General features: G+C 62.4%; 27 protein-coding genes and 1 pseudogene. 12 read left to right on the top strand and 16 right to left on the bottom strand.

Annotation, left to right across the window (positions count from 1 at the left end; translation table 11 throughout):
- Positions 1–16: 16 nt before the first annotated feature.
- The 3 genes from kdpC (at position 17) to RV1423_RS06200 (ending at position 4,888) form a co-directional block, all read left to right on the top strand.
- Entirely contained in the window at positions 17–595 is a 579-nt protein-coding gene (kdpC, locus tag RV1423_RS06210; protein WP_034294329.1) for a potassium-transporting ATPase subunit KdpC, read from the top strand.
- A gap of 862 nt (positions 596–1,457) precedes the next feature.
- Positions 1,458–4,181 carry a DUF4118 domain-containing protein gene (locus tag RV1423_RS06205; RefSeq protein WP_034294327.1) on the top strand — a complete coding sequence of 908 codons (2,724 nt, stop codon included), beginning with the start codon at positions 1,458–1,460 and terminating at the stop codon, positions 4,179–4,181.
- A gap of 5 nt (positions 4,182–4,186) precedes the next feature.
- Entirely contained in the window at positions 4,187–4,888 is a 702-nt protein-coding gene (locus RV1423_RS06200) for a response regulator (RefSeq protein ID WP_034294325.1), read from the top strand.
- Positions 4,889–5,071: 183 nt separating this feature from the next.
- Here the strand turns inward: RV1423_RS06200 and RV1423_RS06195 are convergent, their stop codons facing one another.
- The 3 genes from RV1423_RS06195 to RV1423_RS06185 form a co-directional block, all read right to left on the bottom strand.
- On the bottom strand, positions 5,072–5,476 hold the full coding sequence (locus tag RV1423_RS06195) for a hypothetical protein (protein ID WP_051516512.1): 405 nt from the start codon (positions 5,474–5,476) through the stop codon (positions 5,072–5,074).
- A gap of 7 nt (positions 5,477–5,483) precedes the next feature.
- A complete protein-coding gene (locus tag RV1423_RS06190) occupies positions 5,484–6,263 on the bottom strand; it encodes a TorF family putative porin (protein WP_034294323.1) in 780 nt (259 codons plus the stop codon).
- 272 nt (positions 6,264–6,535) lie between these two features.
- Positions 6,536–7,303, bottom strand: a complete 768-nt coding sequence (locus RV1423_RS06185; RefSeq protein ID WP_051516511.1) for a GntR family transcriptional regulator — start codon at positions 7,301–7,303, stop codon at positions 6,536–6,538.
- Between the two features lie 303 nt (positions 7,304–7,606).
- Here RV1423_RS06185 and RV1423_RS06180 point away from each other — a divergent pair, with 303 nt between their 5' ends.
- The 7 genes from RV1423_RS06180 to RV1423_RS06150 all read left to right on the top strand — a co-directional run bounded on the left by RV1423_RS06180 (position 7,607) and on the right by RV1423_RS06150 (position 15,006).
- Entirely contained in the window at positions 7,607–8,665 is a 1,059-nt protein-coding gene (locus tag RV1423_RS06180; RefSeq protein ID WP_034294320.1) for an ABC transporter substrate-binding protein, read from the top strand.
- A gap of 46 nt (positions 8,666–8,711) precedes the next feature.
- Positions 8,712–9,527, top strand: a complete 816-nt coding sequence (locus tag RV1423_RS06175) for an ABC transporter permease (protein WP_034294576.1) — start codon at positions 8,712–8,714, stop codon at positions 9,525–9,527.
- 14 nt (positions 9,528–9,541) lie between these two features.
- Positions 9,542–10,339, top strand: coding sequence for an ABC transporter ATP-binding protein (locus RV1423_RS06170; protein WP_034294319.1), 798 nt, complete (start codon positions 9,542–9,544; stop codon positions 10,337–10,339).
- A gap of 26 nt (positions 10,340–10,365) precedes the next feature.
- Positions 10,366–11,094, top strand: a complete 729-nt coding sequence (locus RV1423_RS06165; RefSeq protein WP_034294317.1) for an aspartate/glutamate racemase family protein — start codon at positions 10,366–10,368, stop codon at positions 11,092–11,094.
- Positions 11,095–11,107: 13 nt separating this feature from the next.
- Positions 11,108–12,526, top strand: a complete 1,419-nt coding sequence (hydA, locus tag RV1423_RS06160; protein WP_034294315.1) for a dihydropyrimidinase — start codon at positions 11,108–11,110, stop codon at positions 12,524–12,526.
- 218 nt (positions 12,527–12,744) lie between these two features.
- The gene (locus RV1423_RS06155) at positions 12,745–13,452 is read left to right on the top strand and encodes a hypothetical protein (RefSeq protein WP_231502070.1); all 708 of its coding nucleotides are present in this window, start codon (positions 12,745–12,747) and stop codon (positions 13,450–13,452) included.
- A 234-nt stretch (positions 13,453–13,686) separates the two neighbouring features.
- Positions 13,687–15,006, top strand: a complete 1,320-nt coding sequence (locus RV1423_RS06150) for a hemolysin family protein (protein ID WP_034294310.1) — start codon at positions 13,687–13,689, stop codon at positions 15,004–15,006.
- A gap of 77 nt (positions 15,007–15,083) precedes the next feature.
- On the opposite strand, the gene RV1423_RS06145 is transcribed toward RV1423_RS06150, so the two are convergent.
- From RV1423_RS06145 to RV1423_RS29710, 13 genes and pseudogenes are all read right to left on the bottom strand, one after another.
- Entirely contained in the window at positions 15,084–16,205 is a 1,122-nt protein-coding gene (locus RV1423_RS06145) for an alpha/beta fold hydrolase (RefSeq protein WP_034294308.1), read from the bottom strand.
- Positions 16,206–16,277: 72 nt separating this feature from the next.
- Positions 16,278–17,132 carry a F0F1 ATP synthase subunit gamma gene (locus RV1423_RS06140; protein WP_034294305.1) on the bottom strand — a complete coding sequence of 285 codons (855 nt, stop codon included), beginning with the start codon at positions 17,130–17,132 and terminating at the stop codon, positions 16,278–16,280.
- 54 nt (positions 17,133–17,186) lie between these two features.
- A pseudogene (locus tag RV1423_RS06135) lies at positions 17,187–18,665 on the bottom strand (F0F1 ATP synthase subunit alpha); the annotation flags it as partial.
- Positions 18,662–19,426: a F0F1 ATP synthase subunit delta gene (locus RV1423_RS06130; protein WP_051516510.1), complete on the bottom strand. Its 765-nt coding sequence runs from the start codon at positions 19,424–19,426 to the stop codon at positions 18,662–18,664. The pseudogene RV1423_RS06135 and the gene RV1423_RS06130, both read right to left, overlap by 4 nt.
- A 7-nt stretch (positions 19,427–19,433) precedes the next feature.
- Positions 19,434–19,688, bottom strand: coding sequence for a F0F1 ATP synthase subunit C (locus tag RV1423_RS06125; protein ID WP_155835035.1), 255 nt, complete (start codon positions 19,686–19,688; stop codon positions 19,434–19,436).
- On the bottom strand, positions 19,685–20,404 hold the full coding sequence (locus RV1423_RS06120) for a F0F1 ATP synthase subunit A (RefSeq protein WP_197034885.1): 720 nt from the start codon (positions 20,402–20,404) through the stop codon (positions 19,685–19,687). Before RV1423_RS06120 ends, RV1423_RS06125 begins: the two co-directional genes overlap by 4 nt.
- Entirely contained in the window at positions 20,401–20,679 is a 279-nt protein-coding gene (locus tag RV1423_RS06115; RefSeq protein WP_051516509.1) for an ATP synthase subunit I, read from the bottom strand. The genes RV1423_RS06120 and RV1423_RS06115 overlap by 4 nt, the downstream gene beginning before the upstream one ends.
- Positions 20,676–20,957, bottom strand: coding sequence for an AtpZ/AtpI family protein (locus tag RV1423_RS06110; RefSeq protein WP_051516508.1), 282 nt, complete (start codon positions 20,955–20,957; stop codon positions 20,676–20,678). The genes RV1423_RS06115 and RV1423_RS06110 overlap by 4 nt, the downstream gene beginning before the upstream one ends.
- Positions 20,954–21,376 (bottom strand): F0F1 ATP synthase subunit epsilon, encoded by a 423-nt coding sequence (locus tag RV1423_RS06105; RefSeq protein ID WP_034294299.1) that lies wholly within the window; start codon positions 21,374–21,376, stop codon positions 20,954–20,956. Before RV1423_RS06105 ends, RV1423_RS06110 begins: the two co-directional genes overlap by 4 nt.
- On the bottom strand, positions 21,373–22,815 hold the full coding sequence (gene atpD / locus RV1423_RS06100; protein WP_231502069.1) for a F0F1 ATP synthase subunit beta: 1,443 nt from the start codon (positions 22,813–22,815) through the stop codon (positions 21,373–21,375). Before atpD ends, RV1423_RS06105 begins: the two co-directional genes overlap by 4 nt.
- Before the next feature lie 313 nt (positions 22,816–23,128).
- A complete protein-coding gene (locus RV1423_RS06095) occupies positions 23,129–23,911 on the bottom strand; it encodes a 3-hydroxybutyrate dehydrogenase (RefSeq protein ID WP_034294297.1) in 783 nt (260 codons plus the stop codon).
- Positions 23,912–23,920: 9 nt separating this feature from the next.
- Complete coding sequence (locus RV1423_RS06090) at positions 23,921–24,661, bottom strand: acetoacetate decarboxylase (protein WP_034294294.1); 741 nt, start codon at positions 24,659–24,661, stop codon at positions 23,921–23,923.
- Positions 24,658–24,888 carry a hypothetical protein gene (locus RV1423_RS29710; protein WP_155835034.1) on the bottom strand — a complete coding sequence of 77 codons (231 nt, stop codon included), beginning with the start codon at positions 24,886–24,888 and terminating at the stop codon, positions 24,658–24,660. The genes RV1423_RS06090 and RV1423_RS29710 overlap by 4 nt, the downstream gene beginning before the upstream one ends.
- Between RV1423_RS29710 and RV1423_RS06085 the strand changes: the two genes are divergently transcribed.
- Both RV1423_RS06085 and RV1423_RS06080 read left to right on the top strand, forming a co-directional pair.
- Complete coding sequence (locus RV1423_RS06085; protein ID WP_034294291.1) at positions 24,887–25,654, top strand: GNAT family N-acetyltransferase; 768 nt, start codon at positions 24,887–24,889, stop codon at positions 25,652–25,654. The two genes, RV1423_RS29710 and RV1423_RS06085, sit on opposite strands and share 2 nt — an antisense overlap.
- Positions 25,651–26,493 carry a UDP-2,3-diacylglucosamine diphosphatase gene (locus RV1423_RS06080; RefSeq protein WP_034294289.1) on the top strand — a complete coding sequence of 281 codons (843 nt, stop codon included), beginning with the start codon at positions 25,651–25,653 and terminating at the stop codon, positions 26,491–26,493. Before RV1423_RS06085 ends, RV1423_RS06080 begins: the two co-directional genes overlap by 4 nt.
- Positions 26,494–26,527 lie beyond the last annotated feature (34 nt).

Genomic DNA, 26,527 nt, shown 5'->3' with positions numbered 1-26,527 from the left:
GTTCTAGGAGTCATTCATGAAAACTTATCTGCGTCCTGCGCTTTCCCTGTTCATCCTGATGTCGGTGCTGTTGGGCGGCATCTATCCCGCCGTCGTGACGCTGGTGGGCCAGGCCTTCTTCCCGGCCCAGGCCAACGGCAGCCTCATCGTGCGCGATGGCGTGGCGGTCGGTTCCGAACTGATCGGGCAGAACTTCACCGAGCCGAAGTACTTCTGGGGCCGCATCTCGGCCACCGGCACGTTTCCGTACAACGGCAACGCGTCGGGCGGCAGCAACTTCGGTCCTTTGAACCCGGCCCTGGTCGACACCGCCAAGGGCCGCGCCGAGGCGCTCCAGGCCGCCAATCCGGGGTCTTCGCGCGAGATCCCGGTGGATCTGCTGACGTCTTCCGCCAGCGGGCTGGATCCGCAAATCAGCCCCGCCGCCGCCGAGTATCAGGTAGTGCGCGTGGCGCAGGCGCGCGGCATGTCGCTGGACAAGGTGCGGGAGCTGGTGCGGGCGCAGACTGAGGCGCCGCAGTGGGGGTTGTTTGGGGAGCCTCGGGTGAATGTGTTGAAGCTGAATTTGGCGTTGGATGCGGTGAGTAAGTCCTGAGGCTTGTGGTTGCTGATACTGTTCTTTCTTCGGACGGGCGGGGTTGCCGGGGGGCTGAAGCACTGCTTCAGCAAACGGCAGCCGCTCACTTTTCTTGCTTCGCCAAGAAAAGTAAGCAAAGAAAGGGTTGGAGCACTGCTCCAACCGGTTCGTCGCCCCCTTTGGGGGGGCGGTGTCGGCAGGCGCAAATCGGGAAGGGAAAAAACTCGCTGCGCTCAGACAGTTTTCCCTTCTTTTTCCGATTTGCACCCGCCGCCCCCGGCGACTCTCAAGCGGAACTGCTGATCCGGCTCGCTGCGTATTGCCGGATTGGTTCCGGTGATGTTGCGAACATCTTTTTCTGTCTTTACCGCCGTCGTTCCAACGCAAGTTGGAACCCAGCGTCGTGAAGCAGGTTGAGTGACGCATTAACGTCACTGGGTCCCAGCGTTCGCTGGGACGACGGACTCATTAGTACCCGCTGAACGTCTGAGACTGCGTTGCGAAGCGAGCCGGATCAGCAGTTCCGCTTATGAGCTGCCGTTGGCGCCGCACACAAATCGGAAAAAGAAGGGAAAACTGTTTGAGCGAAGCGAGTTTTTTCCCTTCCCGATTTGTGTGCGGCGCCAACGGGAACCCCGAAGGGGGCGACGAACCGGTTGGAGCAGTGCTCCAACCCTTTCTTTGCTTACTTTTCTTGGCGAAGCAAGAAAAGTGAGCGGCTGCCGTTTGCTGAAGCAGTGCTTCAGCCCCCCGGCAACCCCGCCCGTCCGAAGAAAGAACAGTATCAACAACAGACCACAAGTAGGAACAACACCCAAAGAGACCCACAACAACCACAATCCACAAAACCCCGACCATTTCCCTCTACAATACCCCCACCATGTCCACCCGCCCCGATCCCGACGAACTGCTCGACCGCGTCATGCGCGACGAAGACCGTCAGGCGCGTGGTCGCCTCAAGATATTCTTTGGCTCCTCCGCCGGCGTCGGCAAGACCTACGCCATGCTCGCCGCCGCCCAGAACCTGCGCGAACAAGGCCTCGAAGTCGTCGCCGGCATTGTCGAGACCCACGGCCGCGCCGACACCGAAGCCATGCTCGAAGGCATCGAACGCCTGCCCCTGCGCGCTTCCGAATACCGTGGCCGCACGCTCCACGAATTCGATCTCGATGCCGCGCTCGAACGCCGGCCCTACGTCATCCTGGTCGACGAACTGGCGCATTCCAACGTGCCCGGCTCACGCCATGCCAAACGCTGGCAGGATATCGAGGAACTGCTGCACGCCGGCATCCATGTCTACACCACCGTCAACGTCCAGCACATCGAAAGCCTCAACGATGTGGTCGGCCAGATCACCGGCATCCGCGTGCATGAGACGATTCCCGATCATGTATTCGACGAGGCCGACGATGTGACGCTGGTGGATTTGCCGCCGGACGAACTGTTGCAGCGCCTCAAGGAAGGCAAGGTCTACCTGCCGCAGCAGGCCGAGAAGGCCGGGCGCAATTTCTTCCGCAAGGGCAACCTGCTGGCGCTGCGCGAGATCGCCTTGCGCCGCACCGCCGACCGCGTCGATGCCGACATGCGCGAATACCGCGCCGACCGCTCCATCGTGCAGTTGTGGCACACCAAGGAGCGCATCGTCGTCGCCATCGGCCCGCATGCCGACGAGGACAAGCTGGTGCGCGCGGCGGCGCGGCTGGCGGCCAAACTGCAGGCCGACTGGCTGGCGGTATACGTGGACGCGCCGAGCTGGCCGCGCGTCACGCTGGCCGGGCGCGAACGGATCCTCAGGCATCTCAAGCTGGCGCAGTCGCTGGGCGCCGAAACCGCCAGCATTACCGGCGATGAAGTCGCGCAGGCGCTGGTGCAGTTTGCACGCAGCCGCAATGCCGGCAAACTGGTCATCGGGCAATCGCGCGCAAGCGGATGGATGCGCTGGTGGCGCAAGAGCCTGGCGCAGCGCATCGCCGCCGCCGGTCAGGATATCGACGTCTATGCCGTCGCGCGCACAGGCGAGCGCGCACAGGCCGACAAGGCCGTCGCCGGGGCGTTCGGCGACGGCGCGCCCGACGATGGCGGCGGCAACCGCTTGCGCCGTCGGCGCGGTTATCTCTGGGCAGTCGTCAGTTGCGCCGCGACGACGGCGGCGGCGTGGTGGCTGATTGCCTTCCTGCATCCCGCCAATGTGATCATGCTGTATCTGGTCGGCGTGATGATCGTTGCCATGCGCTATGGCCGCTCGGCGTCGGCGCTGGCGTCGGTACTGAGCGTGCTGGCCTTCGATTTCTTTTTCGTGGCGCCGCGTTTTTCGATCAGCGTCTCCGATGTGCAGTACCTGGTCACCTTGCTGGTGATGCTGGCGGTGTCGCTGTTCATCAGCTCGCTGGCCTCGCGCATGCGTCATCAGGCCAACGTCGCCATGCTGCGCGAAGCGCGCGCCGGCAATCTCTACATGCTCGGCAAGGAACTGGCGGCGGTGTTGACGCTGGAACAGATACTCGAAATCGGCCGCCGCCATCTGGGCGCGGTGTTCGGCGCGAAGACGGCGTTTTGCCTGCCCGACAGCGTCGACAATGTGCGCGTGGCGGAACTGACCGAGCATGATCCCCACGCCTTGCCGAAAGCGCAGACCGATCTCGGCGTGGCGCAATGGGTCTACGACAACGGCCAGGCCGCAGGGCACGGCACCGCGACGCTGCCGGCGGCGCAGGCCCTGTACCTGCCGCTCAATGCGACGATGCGCACGCGCGGCGTGCTGGCCTTCGTCGCCGACGATCCGCTGCAACTGGCCTTGCCGGAAAATCGCCAGATGCTGGAAATATTCTGTTCGCAGATCGCGATGGCGATCGAACGCCTGCATTACGCCGAGGTGGCGCAGGATGCGCTGGTCACGATGGAATCGGAGCGCCTGCGCAACTCCCTGCTGTCGGCGATTTCGCACGACTTGCGCACGCCGCTGACGTCGCTGGTCGGCAGCGCCGATGCATTGGCGCGCCAGCCGTCGCTCGGCAGCGAGGAGCGCGCCATGGCGATGACCATCAGCGAACAGTCGCAGCGCATGTCCGGCCTGGTCGAGAACCTGCTCGACATGGCGCGCCTGCAGTCGGGCGGCATCACGCTCAACAAGCAATGGAATTCGATTGAAGAAGTGGTCGGCGCCGCGCTGCGCCTGCTGCAAAAGACGCTCGGCGATCGCCGCGTCGAGACGCGCCTGCCGGCCGACTTGCCGCTGGTGCGCTTCGACGCCGTGCTGATCGAGCGCGTGTTCGCCAATCTGATCGAGAACGCCGTCAAATACGCCCCGGCCGGGGAGGCGATCACCGTCGAGGCGAAGGCCGGCACCGACATGATGGAAATCAGCGTGATCGATCGCGGGCCGGGTTTTCCGCCGGGCATGGAAGAACGCGCTTTTGAAAAATTCACCCGCGGCGACGCCGAGTCGAGCACGCCCGGCGTCGGCCTCGGCCTGGCAATCTGCCGCGCCATCGTCGACGCGCACGGCGGCACGATACGGGCCTTGCCGGCAGAACCCAACGGTGGCGCCCGCGTGTGCTTCACGCTGCCGCTGGAACAACCGCCGGCGCTGCCGGCTGAGGAATAGTCATCATGCTCGATCATGCCGGAAATATCGTTTTCGTCGAAGACGACGCGCACATCCGCAAACTGGTGCGCAGCGCCCTGGAACAGGAGGGCTTCATCGTCCATGAGGCGCGCACCGCGCGCGAAGGCATGGTCGAGGCGGGCACGCGCAAGCCCGACCTGGTCATCGTCGACCTCGGCTTGCCGGACCAGGACGGCAAACAGGTCATCGCCGACATCCGTTCCTGGAGCGACGTGCCCATCGTGATCCTGTCGGCGCGCACGCAGGAGTCGGAAAAAGTGGCGGCGCTCGACGCCGGCGCCGACGATTACCTGACCAAGCCGTTCGGCGTACCGGAACTGCTGGCGCGCATCCGCGCCCAATTGCGCCGCCGCACCCAGGCCAGCGCAGCGACCGGGCGATTCCGCCTGGGCGACCTGCTGATCGACCTGCCCGCGCGCACCGCCAGCAAAGGCGGCGAGCCGGTGCATCTGACCCAGATCGAGCATCGCCTGATCGCCACGCTGCTGCGCGACGCCGGCCGTGTCATTACGCATCGGCAATTGCTGGCCGCAGGCTGGGGGCCGTCGCATACCGAAGATCATCATTACCTGCGCATCTACATGCAGCGCCTGCGGCAAAAGCTGGAGCAGGATTCGGCGCAGCCGAAGTACATCCTCACGGAAATCGGCGTGGGCTATCGCGTGGTGAACGCCGAACCGGCATAAGTCAGTCGGGATTGGCTCCTGTTTTTATGCAGGGGACTCGATATCGCTTCGGAACAATTGGCGGCGACCGCCGAGGAAATGAGTGTTCAGCGGAGAAGCTGTGCAAGTCGATCGTTTTTTTTCAGTGTGCTCGCAGCGGATCTGGATGAAACAGGTGCTCACCTGGCGTGAATCGTCGACAACCTAAAGATCCCCCCAGATGTCGATCTGCCGCCGTATCGTGCCGGCGTGGCCGTCGCAGATGATCAGGATTTCCCTGTTACCGTCGCGTATCACGAAACGGAAGTACTCGGCGTCGCCGCGCTGCACGAAACTTTCGCTTTCGATCTTGCCCGCGCCCGCCATGGCCTCCATGGCGGCGCGCCGGCAGGCGGGCAGATGATTGCGGGCCTCGATCGACGGGCCGTAGTCTTCGGGCGAGCGATACGGCACCACTGCCCGCGATTCATGCAGTCCCAGTCCCGCATACAACGTCACCGCCAGCAATGCGCACCAGGCAGCTTTTTTGTGCCGCTGGCGGCGTTGCGCCGAGTCGGTCAGAAAGTCGCGCAGGGAACGCTTGTGGAGTTGACGATGCAGGGGACGCATGATGGCCTCAGAACGTATGGGAAACCGACAGCACCAGTTGGTCGCGGCCGAGGTTCTTGCCCTTGACCGTGTAGCCCGCGGCGTTGGCGTTGGTGTCGGTGTAGAACGCGCCCAGCACATAGCCGGAGAAGTCGCGCGTCAGGCCGAGCTTCCAGTCGGTGTAGGACAGGTTGGACGAATTCGATCCGGTGTAGTGCTGGCGTCCCACGTGGGCGATGCCGTTGATGCCGGCGAACAGTTCATGCGTGGCAGACAGATCGATATAGGTCGAACCGTGCGTGTCGGGGCTGCCGAAGGTGTTGCCGACGCTGTAGGAATAGCGCAGCGAAATCCATTTCGCATCCAGTCCCAGATACAACTCATTGGTGTCGGCCTTGGTGTAGCCATCGGGGAAGCTGCCCGGATAGGCGTAATGCAGCACGCCGACGTCGCCGGTCAGCGTGTCGTTGAACGGATACTTGAACCCGGCGTAGATGTCGGCTTCCAGGCTGGCCGATGCGGCCGGATTGGCGTCGCTGATCCAACTGATGTTGGAGGCCCAGACGCCGGCATACAAGCCGCTTTCATGCGAGATGTCGAAGCCGCCTTGCAGGGCTGGTTTTTCATTGGTCTGGGTCAGGCCGCGGAACACGTACTGGCTGTAGATGCCGACGTTGGCGCTGGTGGTGAAGGCCGGTGCAGCTTGCGCGGCGCCGCTGTCCGCTGCGAGGGACGGCAGCGTCGGCAGCAGGGCGGCTACGCCCAAGGCAAGAGGAAGGAAGCGAAACAGCGCAAATCGGGATGTCATTTTCTTGTACTCCACGTGTCAGGTTGATGTGGACTACAAGATAAAAAATCCGGCGTCTAATTCTTATAAAACTTTGCGTTGCATGGATAAACATTCCATAAAAATGCTTGGCTATCGCGCGGAGCATTCAATCGGTCGTGATCGCGAAGAGTGGAACAAGCAAAATCTGCTTAAGAAAGTTCCTTCAGGTTAGTAGTGCATATTCTTAAGAATGCAAGAAATAGACGCTGCAGTTCACACTGCCGCCAGTGGCTTTCAATTCGCGAGTGCAATCAAACCTGGATCACACCTAGCACCGCCTCAAGATCTTCCTCTTCGCTCGGCGGCGCCGACATGTCAAGCACGGCTTCGATGTGGTTCAGATGTTCGATCATCGAGGCTACCGCCTGCTCGACCCTGCCTGCGGCGATGGCGTCGATGATGTCGCCGTGTTCGTCGTGGGTGCAGGCGGGGACGGTGGGCGAGTCGTACAGCACGATGATCAGGCAGGTCAGCGAGGCCAGCTCGCGCATCATCTTGCTCATCACCGGATTGTCGACCATGTCGGCGATGCGGATGTGGAACTCGCCCGACAACCGGATGATGGCGCGGCGGTCGTTGGCTTCGCGCGCCTGCGCTTCCTGCGCCACGTGCGCGCGCAACTGGGCGATGTGTTCGGGATGCGTGTGTTCGCACAAGTGGCGCAGCAACGCCGGTTCGATCAGGCGGCGCGCGGCGAAGATGGCGCGCGCTTCGCTCGGCGTCGGGCTGGCGATGAAGGCGCCGCGATTCGGGATCGTGGTGATCAGGCCTTCGTGGCTCAGGCGCGCCAGCACCTCGCGCACGCGCGTGCGGTTGACGTTGAAAATGCCGGCCAGTTTTTCTTCCACCAGCTTGGTGCCGGGCGTCAGCCGGTGTTCCATGATCGAGGTGAGGATGCGCTCATAAATGATGTCGCCTGCCATCGGCCGCGCGCTGACGGCCTGGGCGGGCAGGGGGCTGTTGTCGGGCTTGCCGGCGTTTTTCTTGCGGCCTGGTTTGGCGGCGGCGGTGCTGGTCATTGCATCATCCTGAGGAGGGTATTTTGTGGGGATATATTGTCACAATTAATCAAAAAATTCTCCACATTTATAAAATATTTTGTCGCACTATTTTGGTTTGATTTTTCACTGCATGCACCGGAATGGGCATCGGCCGCGGCGCAATGTGGTGAACTTGCGGCTATCAGGGTCAAGCCAATGAAGGATTCTCCGGCGAAGGTTTGCCTGGCACAGGTATTGCATACATTGTCGCAATCAATAAATTAAATTGTCACAATTTACATCTGCCTTGCTCATTGTTGGATTACTTACGGGAGAGTCACCATGCCATACCAAGTACAAGATTCGCAATCATTCCTGTCGCGCCTGTCCGTCTTCCGCACTGCCGCGGCAGCGGTCGGTCTGGCCTGCAGCCTGGCGCTGGCGGCGACCGGTTCCGCGCAGGCGCAGTCCAAGCCGAAGTTCAAGCTGGCCTATGCCAAGTGCGCGCACTGCATGTCGATGGCGCTGGTGCCTGAGCTGGCCAAGAACGTCGACATCGAAGGCATCAACTTCACCGCCGGCAGCGACGCGCTGACCGCGCTGGTGTCCAAGAGCGTGGATATCGCTCAGGTGACTTACCTGTCGTTCGTCAGCGGCCTGGACAAGGGTTTCGATCTGGTGGCGGTGTCGGGCCAGGTCAATGGCGGCTCCGAAATGCTGGTCGGCAAGGACACCCCGCTGGCGTCCGACGACTGGGCCGGGCTGAAGAAGCTGATCGCCGATTACAAGGCCCAGGGCAAGCCGTTCCGCATCGCGGCTTCGCGCGGCAATGCGCAGGACCTGCATATGCGCGGCGAGCTGGCGCTGAACGGCATCAACCCGAGCAAGGATGTGCAGTTCGTCAATATTCCCAATCCGTCCGATCACGCGGCGGCCTTGCAGCGCGGCGAAGTCGAGCTGATCTGTTCGGTCGAGCCGTTCGCTTCGCAAATCCGCATGACCGGCGTCGGCAAGCATTTTGCATTCCCCTACAAGCAAGCCGCCGGCCGCCTGACCAACCTGATCGTGACGCGTTCCGACGTGATCAAGGAACATCCGGCGGAAGTGCGTGAAACCGTGGCCGCCGTGGTGCGCCTGGTCGACAACCTGCAAAAGGACAAGCAGGCCTGGATCGGCAGCATCGTCAAGGGCACCGGCCTGGACAAGGCCGTCGCGACCGAAGCGCTGAAGAACTCCTATCCCGACTACAAGATGTACCGCCAGCAGACGCAAGCCATCGGCGCCATGATGAAAGACCTCAAGTACATCTCCACCGACGTCTCGGCGCAGATCGACAAGAACATGGATTACAGCTTCCTGATGGAAGTGACCAAGAAGCCGAAGACCGAGCTGGGTTATTGAAGCGGTACGCAGATATTTGTAACTGAACAGAAAGCAGGTGATCAAGATGAATGGTTTGATGCGCTCCTTGTCGGAGGCGAAGTGGCGTTTCGCCGTACCGGTATTGCTGGTGTTGTTCTGGGAAGCGTTTTCCCGTTCGGGAGCGATCCCTGCTTCCTTGTTGCCGGCGCCGTCGCGCGTGTTCGCCACCTGGATGGACTGGATCTTCGGCTATAGCGAAGCGGCCCAGGACAGCAGCGGACGCTGGATCTTCGACGCCATGGCAAGTTGTATGCGCGTGACGGCAGGTTATCTGATCGCCGCGGTTTCCGGCATTGCGCTGGGCGTGGCGATCGGCTGGTGGCGCTGGGTCGAGCGCGCCATCGAACCGACCGTGCAGATGCTGCGGCCGATTCCGCCGGTGTCGTGGATTCCGCTGGCGATCATCTGGTTCGGCATCGCCAACAAGCCGGCGATCTTCCTGGTGTTCCTCGGCGCATTCTTTCCCATCCTGATGAATACCGTGCATGGCGTCAAAACCTCCGACCGCAACCTGTTGCGCGCGGCGGCGATGGCCGGCGCCAATCAAAGCCAGTTGCTGCGTTTCGTGATCCTGCCAGCGGCGATGCCGAGTATTTTCGCGGGCCTGCGCATCGGCATCGGCAGCGCCTGGATGCTGACCGTGACGGCGGAGATGGTGGCGGTCAAGAGCGGCCTCGGTTATGCGCTGTGGGATTCGTATTACTTCCTGCGCTACGACCTGGTGATCGCGGCCATGATCAGCATCGGCCTGCTCGGCTACCTTGCCGACCTGCTGCTGAAACTGGTGATGAATTCGGTGCTGCGCTGGCAGCATGTGGCGACAGTGCAAAGCAAAGCGTAAGGGGAAGAACAATCATGGCCTTTATCGAACTCAACAATATCGTCAAAGTCTTCACCGACAAAAAACGCGGCAGCGAGATGCTCGCCATCGACAACGTCAGCCTGAGCCTGGAGAAGAAGGAATTCCTCTGCCTGCTCGGCCCGTCCGGCTGCGGCAAATCGACGCTGCTCAACATGATCGCCGGTTTCGAGCATCCGACTTCCGGCAGCGTGATTGTCGACGGCAAACCGATCACCGGTCCCGGCGCCGATCGCGGCATGGTGTTCCAGCAAGCCAACCTGATGCCGTGGCTGCCGGTGTGGGACAACATCGCCTTCTCGCTCAAGCTGCAGGGCAAGAGCGCGGCCGAACGCCGCGCCGCGGCCCAGCCTTTTATCGAGACAGTCAAGCTCAAGGGGTTTGAAAACCACTTCCCGGCGGAATTGTCCGGCGGCATGGCGCAGCGCGTCGGCATCGCCCGCGCCTTGCTGCAAAATCCCTCGGTGATCCTGATGGACGAGCCGTTCGCCGCGCTCGACGCGCAGACCAAGATGGAGATGCAGGAAGAACTGGTCACCCTGTGGCAGCGCTACGAAGGCACCATCGTCTTCGTCACGCACAGCGTCGACGAAGCGTTGGTGCTGGCGACCAAGGTGGCGGTGATGACGCATCGTCCCGGCCGCATCCGCGACCTGATCGACATCGACCTGGCGCGTCCGCGCGATACCACGACGACCGAATTCAACCAATACAAACGCCATGTGCTGAGTCTGATCCGCGAAGAATCTGCGCTCGCACAGGCCGAAGCCGCCGCTGTGAAATTGGCGGCATAGTCCATCACATGTTCTAAGGAACCATCATGACTCAACGTACTTTGCTCGGCATGCTGACGCCGTCCTCCAACACGACGCTGGAGCCGGTAACCACGGCGATGATCGCCGACATCCCGGAAGCCAGCGCCCATTTCGGCCGCTTCCGCGTGACCGAGATCGCCTTGTCGAACCAGGCGCTGGCGCAATTCGACGACAGCGAAATCCTGCGCGCCGCCGAACTGCTGTCGCACGCCAAGGTGCAAAGCATCGCCTGGAACGGCACTTCGTCCGGCTGGCTAGGCTTCGACGCCGACGAACGCCTGTGCCGCCGCATCACCGAAGCAACCGGGATCCCCGCATGCACCTCGGTGCTGGCGCTCAACGAGATATTCGACATCACCGGCGTCAAGCGCTTCGGTCTGGTGACGCCTTACCTGGACGAGGTGCAGGCCGCGATCATCAAGAACTACGGCCTGTCAGGCCTGGAGTGCGTGGCCGAGCGCCATTTGCGCAAGCAGGACAATTTCTCCTTCTCCGAAGTCGGCGCCGACGAGCTGCGCGCCATGGTGCGCGAAGTCGCCAAATCGAAGCCGCAGGCCATCACCATCTTCTGCACCAACTTGCGAGGCGCGCCGTTGGTGGAAGAGCTGGAACGCGAAATCGGCATTCCGATTTACGACACCATCTCGACCGTTGTCTGGAAATCGCTCCGGCAGGCGGGCGCCGATCCTTCGCGCATTCGCGGCTGGGGCAGCCTGTTCCGCGACGTCGTATAGGATGGCGCGGCATATGGAAGATTTCGATCTGGTGATCCGCAACGGCACCGTGGCGACGGCCTCCGACATCATGCAATGCGATGTCGGCATCGTCGGCGGCAAGGTGGTGGCGATGGGCCGCAGTCTCGCGCCGGGCAAGAAAGAGATCGATGCAAGCGGCAAGCTGGTGCTGCCGGGCGGCGTCGACAGCCATTGCCATCTCGACCAGCCGATGGAAGAGGGACTGGAAATGGCCGACGATTTCCGCAGCGGCACGATTTCCGCAGCCTGCGGCGGCACCACGACGGTGATTCCGTTCGCGGCGCAGGCCAAGGGGCAGTCGCTGCGCGCGGCGGTCGAGGACTATCACCGGCGCGCCGAAGGCAAGGCGATGATCGATTACGCCTTCCACATGATCGTCAGCGATCCGACCGAAAAGGTATTGAAGGAGGAATTGCCGCAACTGATCCGCGAGGGCTATACCTCGTTCAAGATTTACATGACCTACGACGATCTCAAGCTCAACGACCGCCAGATCCTCGACCTGCTGGCGGTGGCGCGGCGCGAAGGCGCGATGGCGATGATCCATGCCGAGAATTCCGATTGCATCGCGTGGCTCACCGAACAACTGGAGGAGGCCGGCCTGACGGCGCCGAAGTACCACGCGACATCACGGCCGATGCTGGTCGAGCGCGAAGCGACGCACCGCGCGATCGCGATTTCCGAACTGGTCGACGTACCCATCCTGATCGTGCATGTATCGGGCAAGGAAGCCATCGAGCAGATTCGCTGGGCGCACGGCCACGGTTTGCGCATCTATGCCGAGACCTGCCCGCAGTACGTCATGCTGACCGCCGACGATCTCGATCAGGAGGGCTACCACGGCGCCAAGTGCATCTGCAGCCCGCCGCCGCGCGACAAGGATAATCAGCAATACATCTGGGACGGTCTGGCCAATGGTCTGTTCACGGTGTTCTCGTCGGACCATGCGCCATTCCGCTACGCCGATCCCAAAGGCAAGATGCCGGGCGGGAAGGAAGTGCCGTTCCGCTACATTCCCAACGGCACGCCGGGGTTGGAAACGCGCTTGCCGCTGTTGTTTTCCGAAGGCGTCGGCAAGGGCCGCATCGACCTCAACCGTTTCGTCGCGCTGACCGCGACCGACCCGGCCAAGATGTACGGCCTGTATCCCCAAAAGGGCACTATCGCCATCGGCGCCGATGCCGACATCGCGATCTGGGATCCGCACAAGGAAGTGGTGATCGCCAATGAGGATTTGCATCACAACGTCGACTACACGCCGTATGAAGGCGTCGCGGTGACCGGCTGGCCGGTGACGACGCTGTCGCGCGGAGAGATCGTCTACGACGGCGAAAGTCCGCAGGGAGCGATCGGACGCGGCGCGTTCCTCAAGTGCGGTTTGCCAGATCCGGCGCGTCCGCGCAAAAGATAACCGCCAGACTATTGCAGGTAAACGATAAGCAGTCGCAATGCAGTGCCCTGCGTGACGTTGCGACTGTGGTTTTTTGTCTCGCAATGTGCATTCATCGGTAGAATCGCCCGATTTCTGATTGCCCGCATCAAAGGCGTGATGCTAGCATCACGCCCGACGCAATCTTCCGGAGCTTGCGTCCGTTTTTTTGACGACGGGGCAATATGAAGAAACAGATCATGATCGCAACCATGGCCGTCCATGGATTGCTGGGGGCGCAGTCGGCGTTTGCCGCCGGTGCAATGAATGTCGACGACGCGCAAGTGCTCGGCGCCGGCAAATGCCAACTGGAAACCTGGGGCAAGTTCAACCGCGGCGGCACCGAGCGCTGGCTCAATCCGTCGTGCAACCCGACCGGCAACCTGGAAGTCTCGTGGGGCAATGCGTGGCAACGCGACGCCGCCGGCATGTACCTGGCCAACAGCCAGTTGCAGGGCAAGACGGTGTTCAGGGAAATGTCGCCCAACAGCTACGGCATCGGCATGCTGGCCGGCGTGGTGCGCCAGACCGACAGCGGCGACGGCAACGATGGCGGCCGCCAACGCTCATGGAATTATTATTCCAAATTGCTGACCTCGTTTTCGTTCAAGGATGACGCGGTGCTGCTGCATACCAATCTCGGTTTCAATCACCTCGGCAAGGAGCAGACCACGCGCCTGAGCTGGGGCGTGGGCAACGAGACGCAACTGATGGACAGGCTGTCCTTCATCGGCGAAGTGTTCGGCGAGAACAAGGGCAAGCCCGGTTACCAGGCCGGCGTGCGCGCCACCCTCGTCCCCGAACGCGTTGAACTCGATCTGACATACGGCAATACCTTCGGCCGCGAAACGCAAGGACGCTATGTGGTGCTCGGCTTGCGTTTCATCACGCCTGAACTGCGCCGCTGATCCGGCATGCTCTTTTTGCCGGATCGGCATTGTTTTTTGATAACGCCTGTTGTCGTGGTAAATTACGGCTTGCGCTTGCAGCAGCATGCAAGAGCAGCTAACAAAACTTTCGCAGTTTTTCCCGTTTGCGATTTCTTCATTGCGCATCCGCGGCCCGGCCCGGCGGACTTCGCGCTGTTTTGTTAGCTGCTCTTGAGCAGGTGCGTCTTCTTTACTACTCGATAGGTACCTTCGTTGGAAAATATCTTACTGATCGTCGCGGCCTTTTTTCTGGTCGCGCTGAACGGTTTTTTCGTCGCAGCAGAATTCGGTCTGGTCAAATTGCGTCAGACCCGCATCAGAGCCATCGTCAAGACGCAGGGGCTGCGCGGACGAATCCTCGCCACGGTCCATCGTCAACTCGATGCTTATTTGTCGGCTTGCCAGTTGGGCATCACGCTCGCCTCGCTGGGCTTGGGCTGGATCGGCGAGCCGGCATTCGCACGCTTGCTCGAACCCTTGTTCGCCTTGCTGGGCGTGACGTCGCCGGAGCTGATCCACGGCGTTTCCTTCGTCTTCGCCTTCGTCATCATTTCCTTCCTGCACATTGTTGTCGGCGAACTGGCGCCGAAGTCGATGGCGATCCGCAATCCCGAGCGCATCGGCCTGTGGTGCGCGGTGCCGTTGTACGGCTTTTACTGGCTGATGTATCCGGCGATCTGGCTGCTCAACCTGAGCGCCAACTGGGTGCTGCACATTTCCGGCCTGGGCGATACGCACGGGAACGACGCGCACTATTCGTCGGACGAACTGAAGCTGATCCTGCGCTCCGGCGGCAAGACCGGCAAGTTCACCCCGCAAGAATGGAGCGTGCTGGCCCAGTCGCTGGATTTCGGCGACCTCAAGGTGATGGACCTGATGCGTCCGGCCAGCGAAATCGTCGCGCTGAGCGCCGCCAATACGCTGGAAGAAAACCTGCAGATCATCTATCGCAATCGCTTCAGCCGCTATCCGTATTTCGATGCCGAGCATCAGGAGGTGCTGGGATTGCTGCACCTGAAGGATGTTTTCATCGCCCAGCAGGACGGCAAGGCGGTGTCCGACCTGCGCCAGTACCTGCGGCCGGTGCAATACATTTCGCCGAGCCTGTCCGCGCAGGAACTGCTGCGCCGTTTCCGCAACGGTTCGCCGCACTTCGCCATCATCGGCCGCAAGGGCCAGTCGCCGTTGGGCTTCGTCACGCTGGACAATCTGCTGAGCGTGCTGGTGGGCGAGATCCGCGACGAGTTTCGCCACACCAGCAATGAATGGACGCGCCAGGACGACGGCACCTTGCTTGGCAAAGGCAGCCTGCCTATCGTCACGCTGGAGCATATGCTCGGCATCGACCTCGAATACGATGAAAGCGTCGATTCGGTCGGCGGGCTGGTGATGGAGAAACTCGGCGAAGTGCCGAAGGAAGGCCAGAAGGTAGAGTTCAACGCCTTCGACATCGTCGTCAAGAAAATGAAGGGCCCGAAAATCCTCCTGGTCAAGGTCTATCCCAAGATGCAGGATGGCGAGTGGGTCGGCTGATTTCTCCGGATTCGGCCTGATCCGGGCGGCATCGCGGCGATGCGCCCGGAGGCGGGACGTCCTCCCGCCACGGCTGTTTACTTTTCCGTCGCCAGTATCCAGCGGGCAATCGCGGGCCAGTGTTCTCCCAGCGTTTTGGTCCCCATGAACAAGCCGATATGTCCGCCGGGAACGAGTTCCTTGACGATCCGGTCCGGCGGTGTTCCCAACAGGGTTTCGGCGGCAAAGACCTGTTCATGCGGCGTGATGTCGTCCGATTCGCCGGCCAGCAGATAGGTCGGGCAGGTGATATCGCGCAGCAGCAACTGCTTGCCGAGGCCGACGAACTTGCCGCGGCAGAACTGGTTCTCTTCAAACAACTGCTTGATCGCCTGAAGATAATAGGTGCCCGGCAAGTCGACCGGATTTTCATACCAGCGCTCGAAGGTTTCGGTGCGCTTGATATAGCTGCGGTCTTCGATGTGCTGGTACAGGTCGACGTATTTCTCGAGATACTGCTGTCCCGGATTCATTCCTTTCCAGCCGGCCAGCATGGTGCGGCCGAGCATGCGTCCTTTGCCCAGATTGACCATTTCGTCGTAGAAACCGGGCGGCAACGTATGCACCATTTTTTTCAGCGGGCCGCTGCCGGCCTGCGTATCGATCGGCGATCCCGCCAGCACCAGACTGCGCACCTTGCCCGGGAAGCGCGCGGCGAACATCGCGCTCATCCAGCCGCCCTGGCATAAACCGACCAGGTGCACGACGCCGCCAAGATCGTCGACGACGACGTTGATCTCGGCCAGGTACTTGTCGATGTCATATTGCTTCATGCTGTCGGTGGCGGCCTTCCAGTCGGTTACCATCAGCCGCTGCAGTCCGTTGGCCTGCAAGGTCTCGACCAGGCTCTGGCCCTTGGCGTAATCGGCGATCGTGGCGCTGTGGCCGGCATAAGGCGCATCGATCAACACCGGCGTCGCCTGGCAATCGACGGGGGAAAAGTCGCGCAGAGACATCGTGTCGAGATCGAGCCGCACCGTGTTCTTTGTCGCCCATGAGGATTTCGGCGGCGTGGCGATGGTTTCGGATTCGGCGAGGAAGCGCAAATTGTCCTGGAACAGTTTGGCGCCTTGTTCGCCCATTTCGATGGCGGCGGCATAGGGCCAGAACCACGGCACGCTATGTTCGTGGAGGTTGACGGCGGATGGGTTGGGTTTCATGTCGATAGGCTCCTGGTTGGATGAGTGTTTCTGTGCCGATGTATGGCCGTGACGGATGCACTGTTGTCTCCTCTATGGATTCTTCCCGCTCATGGCGCCGGCGGCCAGTTCGACGATCTCCGCCGTGATTTCCGACTGGCGCGCCAGTTGTTCTTCGCTGGTCAGCGACGCTACCCGTTGCTTGATGTTTTCGCGCGCCGCGCTCATGGTTTGCAGGCGCGCGAGGTTTTCCGCGGCGAAGCTGTGTACGATGGATTCGTTCAGTTGCGCGAACAGGTATTCGCCGGCAAGACGTTCGAGCAGCATCGCCGGCGCCAGGTTCAGCAGCGGTGCGAGCTGCGCGTCTTTCGCCGGGAAGCGCGCAACATCCAGCGGCAGCAATTGCTGGCGGACCACTTCGAAGCCGCTCATTTCCAGCGGACGGGCATACGCCACCTCGACGCGGTCGATGCGGCCGGCATGCAGGTGACGGTACAGCTCGGCGCCGATGCGGTCCGCCAGGGTCGGCGCATTGGATAGTTGCGACACCATCGGGGCGCTCCAGACCGGTTTCAATCCCCGCGCTTGCGCCAGTCGCAGGGCGCGGTCGCCGACGACCAGCAATACCGTGGCGGCGATGTCCGGGCCGGCGTCCGCCAGTACCCGTTCGGAAAACGCGCCGGCAAATCCATGCTCGGCGCCGAACAGCACCAGCGCAGTGACACCGTTGTCGCCGTTGTTGTCCTGCCGGTCGACGGCTTTTGCCGGCGCCAGCGGCAGTACTTGCGAAATGGCGTCGGCCACGATGTCGGCATACATGCGCACGCTGTCGAGTTGCCGTCTGCTCTGCTGCGCGCGCGCTGCGGCGACGCCGCGCATGGCGGCGATGACGTTTCCGAGTTGCGCGATGCTGCGGGCGCGGGCGTGGATCTGGGTATAGCGCAGCATGGCTCAGCCTTGTTTGCCATCGATGCAGGGTTGCGCCAACAGCGCCAGCGAACGCGCGCAGTCGTCGAGAAGCCGGCTGCCCGGCGTGGTTCCGTTATGGACCGCTTCGGCCAGAAGTTTGCCGGGGCCGTCGAGCCAGCCGCTCAGGTCCTCCCTGAAGGACGGCAATTTTTCAAGCGGAAACGTGTCCAGCACGCCGCGCTGCAAGGCCAGCAACAGCGCTGCCTGATTCTCCGGCGGCAGGCCGGCGAACTGCGCCTGCGCCAATACCGCACGGGTACGATCGCCGCGCAGGATTTTCGCCTGCACGCGGGCGTCCAGGCCGGAGGCGCCGAAACGCGTGAAGATTTCCAGTTCCAGAAACTGGGCATAGTCGAGGCGCAGGGTTTCCGCGATCTTGCGCAGCGCCGGCAACTGGGTCTTGCCGCCGACGCGGCTCACGCTGAGGCCGGTGTCGATCGCCGGCATGTGGCCGGCATGGAACAGCGCGGTGTCCAGCACGATCTGGCCGTCGGTGATCGAGATCAGGTTGGTGGGAATATAGGCGCTCAGATTGCCGGCTTCGGTCTCTGCGATCGGCAGCGCGGTGAGCGAGCCGCCGCCCTGGCCGGCCGCCAGTTTCGCGGCGCGTTCGAGCAGGCGCGCATGCAGGTAGAACACGTCGCCCGGATACGCTTCGCGCCCCGGCGGCTGGTGCGTCAGCAGCGCCAGTTCGCGGTGTGTCGCGGCGTGCTTGCTGAGGTCGTCGATGACCACCAGCGCGTGTTGTCCGCGATCGCGGAAATATTCGGCGATCGTCATCCCGGCAAAAGGTGCGATCCATTGCATGCCCGGCATCGCCGCGGCGGTCGCAATCACGAACACCGTGCGCTCCGGAGCGCCGTGCGCGCGCACGGCCTGGATCACCCGTTCCACCGCGCTCGACTTTTGTCCGATCGCGATGTAGACGCAGATGATGTCGCTGTCGCGCTGATTGATGATGGCGTCCACCGCCACCGCTGTTTTTCCGGTACTGCGGTCGCCGATGATCAGCTCGCGCTGGCCGCGTCCGAGCGCGAACATGGCGTCGATGGCGAGGATGCCGGTCTGCACCGGCTGCGACACTTCGTCGCGCGCGATGATGGACGGCGCTTCGCGCTCGATCGGATCGAAGCGCTCGGCATCGACCGCGCCGGCGCCGTCGAGCGGACGGCCCAGCGGATCGACGATCCTGCCGAGCAATCCCTCGCCCGTCGGCACGCGCAACACTTGTCCCGTGCCTTGCACGTGCATGCCGGCGGCGAGCCGCGCCGAGTCGTCCAGCAAGACGCAGGCCAGACTGTGCTCTTCAAGCGTGAGCACAAAGCCGGCGTCGCCGTTCTCGAAGCGCAGCAGTTCGTTCAGGCGCGCGCCCGGCAGGCCGGAGATGTGCGCGACGCCATCCGCCACGGCTTCGATCCTGCCGATTTCGACGCACAGCGGACCGATGGCGGCCTGCGCCAGCGCCGCCTGCGCTTGGGGCAGCCATGCATCCAGCGATGTCAGCAGCGTCATTGCCTGGCCCCGGATGCTTGCTGATCCTGCGTCAGCGTCGCCATGATCTGCCGCAGGTCCGCCGCCCAGTTGCTGCTGACGACGACGTGGCGAAAACGCAGTTCGATCCCCGCCAGCAAGGCTGCGTCGCAGGAAAAATGCAAGGGGAACGGACTTCCCAGCGCGGCGTTCAGCGTCTGCTGCATCGTCGCTTGCGCTTCCGGCGCGAGCGGATGCGCGCTCACGACCTCGATGGCGTTCCTGGCGTCCGCTTCCAGCAGCAGTTTGCGCTCGCCGGCGCCGAGTCCGGCGATTGCCTCGCAGGCCCCGGGCAGGAAATGTTCGTCCGCGACCGCTTCCGGCAGGCGTTCCAGCAGGCGCTTCACGATGTTTTCGGCCAATCCGGCCGCGGCCAGTTGCAGCGCGCTTTCGGCTTCGGCGCGTTCCTGGCCGAGTGCCGCCTGCGCCGCGGCATTGCGCTGCGCGATGTCGCCCGCGGCCTGGGCCAGCAGCGCCTGGCCGGCTTCGCGCGCTTCGCTGCGCGCCGCCGCCAGGGTTTGTTCCCGTTCGCCCGCCAGGGCGTTGCGTTCGCCTTCCAGCGCGAGGCGCTGTTGCGCGGCGTTCTGCTTTTCGGTTGCAGCGTCGCCGGCCAGCTTTTGCAAGTCTTTCTGGCGTTGCGCGATCATTGCCTGCACCGGCCTGAACAGAAAATGCTGCAATACCCACAGCAGGACCAGAACATTGATCGTCTGCAGCGCCAGCGTCCACCAGTCGAATTTCATGGAAACCTCAATGCAGGAACGGATTGGCGAACAGCAGCAGCAGGGCGACCACCAGGCAGTAGATCGCCATCGTCTCTATCATCGCCAGTCCGACAAACAGCGTGCGCGAGATGTTGTTGGCGGCGTCCGGCTGGCGCGCCAGCGCATCCATTGCCGCCGCGATGGCGCGTCCTTCGGCCAGCGCCGGGCCGATGGCGCCGAAAGAGACGGCGAGCACGGCGCCGATGATGCTGATCATTTCGATCCAGTTGATGGAATTCATGCGTTTTCCTTATGCGTGTCGATTGCGTCGGTGGGGATTGCCTGGGGATGAGGAGCTTCGTCTCCGATGGCCGCGCCGATGAAGACCAGCGTCAGCACGGAAAAAATATATGCCTGGATGACGCCGACCAGCAGGTCCAGCGCCATGAACGGGATCGGCACGAACAGGCCGGCCAGCGAGAGCACGATGCCGATGACGAAGGCGCCGCTCATCATGTTGCCGAACAGGCGCACCATCAGCGAGAAGGTTCGGGTCACCGCCTCGACCAGGTTGAGCGGCACCATGATCCAGCTTGGGTCGGCAAACGACTTCAGATAGCCGATCGCGCCGCGGCTGCGGATGCCGAATACGACGATGGCGCAGAACACGATCAACGCCAGCGCCGCATCGGTCTCGATATGGGCGGTCGGCGCTTCGACGCCCGGCGCCAGCGACGACAGGTTGGCGCACAGGATGAACAGGAACAGGCTGCCGATCAGCGGCACATAGGGGGCAGGATCGACGCGCACGGTATCGCGGATCTGGTTTTGCAGGACGGTCAGGAAGAGTTCCGCCAGGACCTGCAGCCGTCCCGGTTGCGGACTCAGGCGCCGCGTCAGCCAGCGGGCGAACAGGAACGCCAGCGCGATGATGGCCCAGGTCGTCAGCACTTGCGCGCCGATCGGCACCGGTCCCACAAAGAACAGCGGTTGCGACGATAGCGGGGAATGGATCATGCGGTCCTCCGCAGCACGGCCTGGCGCGCCAGCAGCAGGCCGATCACGACCGCCGGCAACGACGCGCCAAGGCGCGCGCACAAATACAGGGCCGCGACGGTCACGCCGAAGCGGACCGCTTGCAAGGCCAGCGGGCGCCACAGGCCGCCGCCGGTGAACAGGCGGACATTCCATTGCAATGCGCTGAAATGCACCAGGCCGATCATCGCGCCGACGGCGCCGGACGCCAGCCAGCCGGCCAGCGTGGAGAAGGAAAGAAATTGCTGCGGGTTCATGGTTTCTGCATCCATTTCCAGGCCGACCAGCAGCCGATCGCGCCGCCCACGAACAGCAGCGGCGCACTCCAGAAAATGCCGGTCCCGAAACTGCGGTCGAGCCAGCGTCCCAACAACAGGCCGAGCAACATCGGCGCGACGATCATCCAGCCCAGCACGCCGACCCGCGCAAACAGGCGCGCCAGCGTCGGGTCGCCGTCGCGCAGCCAACTGCGGCGCCGTTCCAGGCGACGCCGCACGCCGCTGGTCACTTCCTGTTCGGGATCGGCATCGCTCATCGGTTTATTCCTCCTCGTCCGCTTTTCGCCGGTTGCAGGTAATGCATGATTTCGCGCAGCATCTGCAATTCGAGCCTGTGCGTTTCGGTGCGGGCATTGCGTTCGGTTTCGTCGCGCTGGCGGAATGCGGCCAGTACCGTCGACTCCAGTTTTTCCAGATCGTCGTCGACGATCGCTTCCTGGCTGGCGATGTCGACGGTGTCGCCGCCTTGCACGCGCAAGACGCCGCGTCGCACGGCGCAGTGGCGTTCATGCCCGGCGGCGTCGCGCCAACTGACCACGCCGACGTCGAGTACGGTCAGAAAGTCGGCGTGTCCGGTGCGGATGCCGAAACCGCCGCTGGCGTCTTCGGCATGCAGCGAGACGACGTCTTCGTCGATTTCGACCGATGCTCCCGGACTGACGATGCGCAGTTTCATGGCGCGGACGGCGGGTTCTGCGCGGCCTGCTCGCGGGCGCGCGCTTGTTCGAGGGTGCCGGTCATGTAGAGCGATCCCTCATCCCAGGCGTCGCATTGGCCGGACAGGATCGCTTCGCAGCCGGCCAGCGTCTGTTCGCGCGTGACCGAACAGCCCGGCTTGCCGGTGAATGCTTCGGTGACCGCAAACGGCTGCGTCAGGAAACGTTGCAACTTGCGCGCGCGGTCGACCACCTTGCGGTCGACCGCGCCGAGTTCGTCCATGCCGAGCAGGGCGATGATGTCTTGCAGTTCCTGATAGCGGGTGATCGTTGCGCGCACCTGTTCGGCGATGCGGTAATGCCGGTCGCCGACCACCGCCGCCGTCAGCAGCGCCGATGTCGAGGCCAGCGGATCGATCGCCGGATACATGCCTTCCGCGGCCATCGTGCGCGACAGCACGATCTGGCTTTCGACGTGCGCGGAAATCGCCGCGACGGCCGGATCGGTGAAGTCGTCGGCCGGCACATACACAGCTTCGATGGCGGTCACCGCCACGCCGTCGACGGAGGCGATGCGTTCCTGCAGCGCCGCGACCTCGGTCGCCAACGTCGGTTGATAACCCACGCGCGAGGGCAGGCGACCGAGCAGGCCCGACACTTCGGCGCCTGCCTGCACGAAGCGGAATACATTGTCCATCAGCAGCAAGACGTCCTGCTTCCTGACGTCGCGAAAATATTCGGCGATGGTCAGCGCCGACAAGGCGACGCGCCAGCGCGCGCCCGACGGTTCGTTCATTTGTCCGAAGACCAGGGCGGTCTTGGCCAGCATGCCCGAGTGCTGCATGTCGCTCAGCAGTTCGTGGCCTTCGCGCGAGCGTTCGCCGATGCCGGCGAATACCGAGATGCCGTGGTAGTTCTGCGCCATCGCATGGATCAGTTCCATGACCAATACGGTCTTGCCGACCCCGGCGCCGCCGAACATCGCCGCCTTGCCGCCTTGCGCCAGCGGCGCCAGCAGATCGATCACCTTGATGCCGGTTTCCAGCAGCGCCGACGGCTTGTCGCGCACCACCAGTTTCGGCGCCCGGCGATGGATGGGCTGGCGCGGCGTATCCGGCGCGAGCGGCCGGCCGTCGTCCCGGATCGCGCCGGTGACGTCGAGCAGGCGGCCCAGGACGGTGTCGCCCACCGGCACGGTCAGCGGTCCTCCCGTCGCCGTCACGCCGGTGCCGCGCGACAGGCCGTAAGTGTTTTGTAAGGCAACCGTGCGTACCGTGCGCGGGTCGAGGTGGCTCTGCACTTCCAGCACCAATGCCGCCTCGCCGTCCCAGTCGACGCTCAGCACATGTTCGATTTCCGGCAGCGGACCTGCATCGAAGACCACATCGACGACGCCGCCGCGCACCGCAATCACGGTTCCAGTGTTGGCGAGGGCGGTTGCGCAGGGTTCTATCTTCACGAAATTTCCTGGTGATATCGGCGCTGTCGGCATGGAAGGGGCGGTTCAGGAAAAGACGTGCATGCCGATGGCGCGAAACGCCTGCGCGCGTCCATAGGCGATGCCTATCACCAAGCCATTTTTGTTCTTGAGCGAGAGCATGCGAACCTCCATGAAAGCACTTGGCTTTCATTGTCGCGTCGGCCTGTGCGTAGCGGCTTGATTTGAATCAAGTCGAGGTCAATTGGCGGAGGCGGCAAAGAAAAACGCCCGGTGAATTTCACCGGGCGCTTTACATCCAACGATCCTCGCTGATTGCAGGATCATTGCAGGATTACTGCATGAACCAACCATGGCTGACCACCACCGATTGACCGGTAAGCGCATTGGTCGGGAAAGCCGCCAGAAACACCGCCGTTTGCGCCACGTCGGCGGTCGTGGTGAACTCGCCGTCGACAGTGTCCTTGAGCATGATCTTCTTGATCACGTCTTCCTCGCTGATGCCGAATTCCTTGGCCTGTTCCGGAATCTGCTTCTCGACCAGCGGTGTGCGCACAAAGCCGGGGCAAATCACGTTGGAGCGGATCCTGTCCTTGGCGCCTTCCTTGGCGACCACCTTGGCCAGGCCGAGCAGACCATGCTTGGCGGTGACGTAAGGCGCCTTCAGCGGCGAGGCTTCGTGCGAGTGCACCGATCCCATATAGATGATCGAGCCGCCCTTGCCGGCCTTGATCATGGCGCGCATGGCCGCGCGCGTGGTCAGGTAGGCGCCGTCGAGATGGATTGCCAGCATTTTGCGCCAGTTGTCCAGCGTGCTGTCGACGATGGGGCTGATGATCTGGATGCCGGCATTGCTGATCAGCACGTCCAAGCCGCCGTAGGCGGCGACGGCGTCGGCGATGCCCTGGTCGACCTGCGCTTCGTCGACCACGTTCATGGCGACGGCCATGGCGGTGCCGCCGCTTTTGTTGATCTCTTCCGCGGCGGCCTTGGCGGCGTCCAGCGCCAGATCGGCGATGACGACCTTGGCGCCGGCCTTGGCGTATTCGATGGCGATTTCCTTGCCGATACCGCTGGCTGCGCCGGTGATCAGCGCGACTTTATCTTTGAGTAGCATGACGTTCCTTTATTTAGCAAGATAATCATAAGCGACCGTGCCCAGGGGCAAAGTCAGGTCAGACAGAATATGGACCGCAGACAGCACTTCCAGCACCGGCAGCGCCGCGACAGGGGCCAGGGCGTGCGGATGCAGGTCCAGCGCACCGGGCCCGCTCCAGGCGCCCTTGATGACGATGTCGGCCAGACTGTACTGTACCAGTTCGCAGATGCGCGGTGTGCCGTCGACGTGCGGGATGATTTTCAACAGGAAACTGGGCGTTTCCAGCGACTTCCTGATCGTGTCGGCGTCGAGCGTGCGGTGCTTGTAACCCATGGTGCCGGTGGCGATGCGGAAGTCGCTGTAATCCAGCGTGCCGACCAGCGTATCGGTATGGACGCGCAGTTCCGGGTTGCCGAGTTTTTTGGGAAAGCCCCATAATTCGCGGCCGCCTGCGATCGGCGGATGGTCGTTCAGGTACATGCTGTGCACGTAGCCGCCGGCGACGCCGTCGAGCGTCACCGGGATCACCTGGCCGGATTCGCAATAGTGGCCGAAGCCGGTCGAGTCGGGCATGTTGATGAACTCGAACTTGACGATGGGTTCCACATATCGAAGCGGCGCGGGAATGATCTTTTTGAGCGCTTCGGGATCGGTGCGGTAAGTGATGACGAGGAACTCGCGATCGATGAAACGATAGGGCCCGGGAGGGAATGCCGGATTGTGGATCGGCATGGAGAATGCATTGCGACGGACTTCATCTTCGGTCATGTCTTTTCTTTCCTTTTCTTCAGGCCAATCATTTCGGCCGCAGCGGTTCGACGGAGAGCCGCGAGATAAAGTTCACGCCATTTTTTTTTCAGCATACCGGGAAGGCGCTTGAGAACAGGTATGCCGCCGGGTGTTGCTATCCGGCCATGACGCTCCCATGTGTCATTTCCTTGAAATAATCGACAGTTACGCTCTGCACCGTTGTCAACTGAAAAAGGACGATGCATGAGACTGCTTACCATTCCAGCAGATGCTAACCCGAGTTTTTCCAAACTGTCACTGAGTCTCGCCAGCACGCCGGAAGAGGTGCGCGAAGTACAACGTTTGCGCTACAAAGTTTTCATCGAAGCCATGAACCTGTCGGCGCTCGCCAATGCGGAAGGTCTCGACAAGGATGAATTCGACGACTACTGCGATCATCTGATCGTGCGCGACAACAAGACGCTCAGCGTGGTCGGCACTTATCGCGTCATGAGTCCGCATGCGTCGCGTCGCATGGGCAAGTTTTATTCGGAACAGGAATTCGACCTGAGCCGCCTGGACAACATCCGCAACTCCATCGCCGAAGCCGGCCGCGCCTGCATCCATCCTGACTATCGCAGCGGCGGCGTGATCATGCTGCTGTGGGCCGGCATCGCCGCCTACATGCGCAAGGAACGTTGCGAATACCTGATGGGGTGCGCCAGCGTCAGCCTGGCCGACGGCGGCCACAATGCGGCGGCGCTGTACCACGCCTTCAAGCAAACCAACATGGCGCCGCCGGACTATCGCGTCACGCCGCATACCGCATTTCCGATCGACGAGCGCGAAGCCGGGCACCAGCCGCAAATCCCGCCGCTGCTGCGCGGCTACCTGCGCAGCGGCGCATGGGTCTGCGGCGAACCGGCCTGGGATCCCGATTTCCACTCGGCGGATTTTTTCCTGCTGCTGCCGCTGGCCAAGCTCGACGGCCGCTACGCCCGCCACTACCTGAAAGAAACGAGAGCCGTATGAAACCACGCGATCAGTTTCTGGATGCAAACGGCATAGAAGCCTCTCTGGGAATGAAACGCGATCCCCTTCATTTCAGGACGATCTGGATCTCCGACGTGCATCTCGGCACGACGGGGTGCCAGGCGCAGCGGCTGCTGGAATTCCTGCGCGCGACGGAGTCCGAAACGCTGTATCTGGTCGGGGACATCATCGACGGCTGGCAGTTGAAACGCCGCTGGTACTGGGAACAAAGCCACAACAACGTGGTGCAGACGGTGCTCAAGAAAGCCAAGAAGGGCACCAATGTCATCTTCGTTCCCGGCAACCACGACGAAGTGATCCGTCAGTTCATCGACCTCGACTTCGGCGGCATCAAGATCCGCGACGAACTGGTGCACACCACCGCCAACGGCAAGCGCATGCTGGTGTTGCACGGAGACCGTTTCGACGGCGTCATCGCCTGCGCCAAGTGGCTGGCCTATGTCGGCGACAACCTGTACACCATGATCCTGAAGTTCAACCAGTGGTTCAACGGCTGGCGCGCACGCGCCGGTCTGCCCTACTGGTCGCTGTCGCAGTACCTCAAGGGCAAGGTCAAGAACGCGGTCAACTACATCACCTCGTTCGAAGACGCGCTTGCCGCCGAAGCCGCCAAGAAAGGCCTCGACGGCGTCATCTGCGGCCACATCCACAAACCGGAAATCCGCGACATCAACGGCGTCACCTACTGCAACGACGGCGATTGGGTGGAAAGCCTGTCGGCGCTGGTGGAGGATCCGTCCGGCGAACTGCGCCTGGTGACCTGGGGCGAAATCATGCAATTGAAGAAGAGTTCCAAGTTTGAGTCTGTCTTCAGTTGATTTGCGAGATGCGTTCCCACCAGAAAGCATGCTG

The organism is Herbaspirillum sp. RV1423 (genome assembly GCF_000577615.1).
In the GTDB taxonomy this organism is placed as follows: Bacteria; Pseudomonadota; Gammaproteobacteria; order Burkholderiales; family Burkholderiaceae_D; genus Herbaspirillum.
The sequence above is the reverse complement of the archived record's forward strand: the minus strand, read 5'-3'. Positions and strand labels throughout refer to the sequence as shown.